Origin of the sequence: Nodosilinea nodulosa PCC 7104, assembly GCF_000309385.1 — a bacterium.
GTDB classification, from domain to species: domain Bacteria; phylum Cyanobacteriota; class Cyanobacteriia; order Phormidesmidales; family Phormidesmidaceae; genus Nodosilinea; species Nodosilinea nodulosa.
The window spans coordinates 575,772-578,157 of record NZ_JH976538.1; the positions used below are offsets into that span (position 1 = coordinate 575,772).

A 2,386-nucleotide genomic window follows, 5' to 3' on the forward strand; every position below is an offset into this window, starting at 1 on the left:
CCATGGCCTAAGCTGAGCCCCTGCCAGTTCCCATGGGTCGGAAAGTAGTCGTCGAGCAGGGGTTGCACGTCCATCCGCTGCAGTTGGGCCAGCAACAGGGGAATATCGTCAACCCGTTCGGTGATAACGGTTAGGGGGGTATCCATAGCCCTAACCTATCCCAATTGGCTGACCTCATTTAAAAATGAGCGAACCGTGAGTGGGTAAGCAGACAGAAACCGTTGCACCGCGGTTGGCTGACTGGATTGAGCAAAACCAGCAGTCTGCCTATGTCGGTCACGGCATCGATGCCCTGTGGGCCATCATGACAGAGCAGGCGTAGGGTTGCATTCTCAGTCCATAAATCAGCGCAAAGCCTCGCAAACCCTGCCCTTGGGCCGCAATGCACCGCTTACGATATCGAGCCTCTCCCCTGACGCAAGCGGTGCGTTACGGCCAGCGCAAAGCGCACTGCACACTCACCGAGTTGACCTAGGCCGGGAACTTACCCTACGCATGATCAAGCTTTCCGAGCGCTCGATAGGGCCAAACCTCCCACTCAGACAGTACCGCTGTAGGGTGCATTCCCGGCCCACAAATCCGCGCAAAGCCTCCCAGACTCTGCCCCTGGGCCGCAATGCACCGCCCACGATAGCGGGTTTCTCGCCTGACGCAAACGGTGCGTTCCGGCCACAGCAGAGAGCATTGCACCCTTGCCGATTGGGCCTGAGGCCGGGAACACACCCTACGCATAATTGAGCTTTTAGAGCGCTCGATGGGGGCAAATTGCCCTTACCTAGACAGGCGTAGGGCAGGCATTGCCCACTACCCCACTCATTCACCCACCACCCACCTCAAACATCCAGCGATCGCAGAAGGCAGTTTACGATAAAGGTAAATGGTGGGCAGTGCCCACCCTACTAATTTTAGGAGGGTCTTATGAGTACAGCAGACGCTATCTATGAACTGGTCAGGAAACTGCCAGAAGAAGAAGCAAACCTGGTGCTTAGGTTTGCCGAGTTTGTGCAGCAACACGCCAAGCCTAAGCAAAATGCAAATCACTCTTCTCTGCTGTCTTACTTTGGCATCCTCAAAGATTCTCCCAACTTTAATGGAGATCCCGTCGCCATTCAGAGGCAAATGAGAGATGAGTGGGACTAAGTTTCTGCTAGACATCAACATTATTATCGGCATCGTCAAAGGTAATGATGAAAGCCTCACCGTTCTTCAAGATCGATCTGTTGAGATAGACATGTGTGCCTACAGCTTTATTAGCAGAATTGAGCTGCTAGGCTACCCAGGGATTACGGATGTCGAGATTGAATACATTCAAACTATCCTTGGAGCCATGCAATATCTGCCTATAGCTCAGCTCGTTGAAGATATGGCGATCCAAATTCGCCGCCAATATAAGCTCAAAATTCCTGATGCCATCATCGCTGCTACGGCTAAAGTAAGTGATTTAGAATTGATCACGTTAGATCAGCAGTTGGCCAATCGCATGGTTGATATTTTAAACATAGACTAAGTTGTAGAGTGGGCATTGCCCACCACCCCTCTCATTCACCCGTCACTTAACCCCACGCACTCATCCCCGGCGATTCCTTCGGATAGCTTCGCTAACGCAGAGGCGTAACGTGCGCGGTGCCCAGCCGATGGATTTGGCTTGCAATAGCATAGGTGAAAGGCGGGCAGTGCCCGCCCTACAGCGGCCTGCCACCCTCAATCCGCTTGGCGCTGCTGAATATCTGACCAAATTTCATCAAGGCTCACATCATCTAGCCACTGATGACGATCTTGAGAGTAATCGCCGCTGCCCGTTTCAAACTGCTTAAAGAAACGAACCGCATTCACATAGCCCAGATTATCCATCAACGTCTTGAAGGCTAACTGATTCATCTCCGCCAGCGTCATCATCATCTCCTATCTATTGGTTACTTCCATAAACCATGTCACGGGGTTAGTCACGCAAACGCCTAGATCTTCCTTCCGAGCCTGTAGGGTGCATTCCCGGCCCACAGATCCGCGCAAAGCCCCACAGGTTCTGCTCCTGGGCCGCAATGCACCGCTCACGATAGCGGGCTTCTCGCCTGACGTAAGCGGTGCGTTCCGTCCACAGCAAAGGGCATTGCACCCTTGCCGAGTGGGCCTGAGGCCGGGAACACACCCTTGTATGTAAGGTTTGGCCCAAAATAGACCTAGGAGTGACTCTGGACGCACCCTAAAGCCCTTTGGAGCTTGCTATGTAGAACAAGAGCCTCCCCCTTTCATTGACCTAGATTGCCGCCAGCAGACTGGACAGTATATTAGGGAGTCCTGAGATTCCCAAGCTGGATAACAAGGATAGCGCTGAGAGCGATCTGCCCCCTTGCCGTCATCAGGAGTATCGAACCATGACTCAAAACCT

4 protein-coding genes are annotated in these 2,386 nt (G+C 52.9%); 3 read left to right on the plus strand and 1 reads right to left on the minus strand.

The window, feature by feature from the left end:
• The first annotated feature begins 199 nt into the window (after positions 1-199).
• From LEPTO7104_RS42665 to LEPTO7104_RS0130850, 3 genes are all read left to right on the plus strand, one after another.
• Positions 200-322, plus strand: coding sequence for a hypothetical protein (locus tag LEPTO7104_RS42665; RefSeq protein ID WP_264308846.1), 123 nt, complete (start codon positions 200-202; stop codon positions 320-322).
• A 596-nt stretch (positions 323-918) separates the two neighbouring features.
• Positions 919-1,140 (plus strand): DUF2281 domain-containing protein, encoded by a 222-nt coding sequence (locus tag LEPTO7104_RS0130845; protein WP_017302428.1) that lies wholly within the window; start codon positions 919-921, stop codon positions 1,138-1,140.
• Complete coding sequence (locus tag LEPTO7104_RS0130850) at positions 1,127-1,507, plus strand: type II toxin-antitoxin system VapC family toxin (protein ID WP_017302429.1); 381 nt, start codon at positions 1,127-1,129, stop codon at positions 1,505-1,507. Before LEPTO7104_RS0130845 ends, LEPTO7104_RS0130850 begins: the two co-directional genes overlap by 14 nt.
• Before the next feature lie 194 nt (positions 1,508-1,701).
• Here LEPTO7104_RS0130850 and LEPTO7104_RS0130855 read toward each other — a convergent pair whose 3' ends face one another.
• Complete coding sequence (locus tag LEPTO7104_RS0130855) at positions 1,702-1,893, minus strand: hypothetical protein (RefSeq protein ID WP_026073229.1); 192 nt, start codon at positions 1,891-1,893, stop codon at positions 1,702-1,704.
• Positions 1,894-2,386 lie beyond the last annotated feature (493 nt).

Coding starts and splice junctions, on each gene's coding strand:
- LEPTO7104_RS0130845 (WP_017302428.1), top strand. CDS start 919: ATGAGTACAGCAGACGCTATCTATGAACTGGTCAGGAAACTGCCAGAA.
- LEPTO7104_RS0130850 (WP_017302429.1), top strand. CDS start 1,127: ATGAGTGGGACTAAGTTTCTGCTAGACATCAACATTATTATCGGCATC.
- LEPTO7104_RS0130855 (WP_026073229.1), bottom strand. CDS start 1,893: ATGACGCTGGCGGAGATGAATCAGTTAGCCTTCAAGACGTTGATGGAT.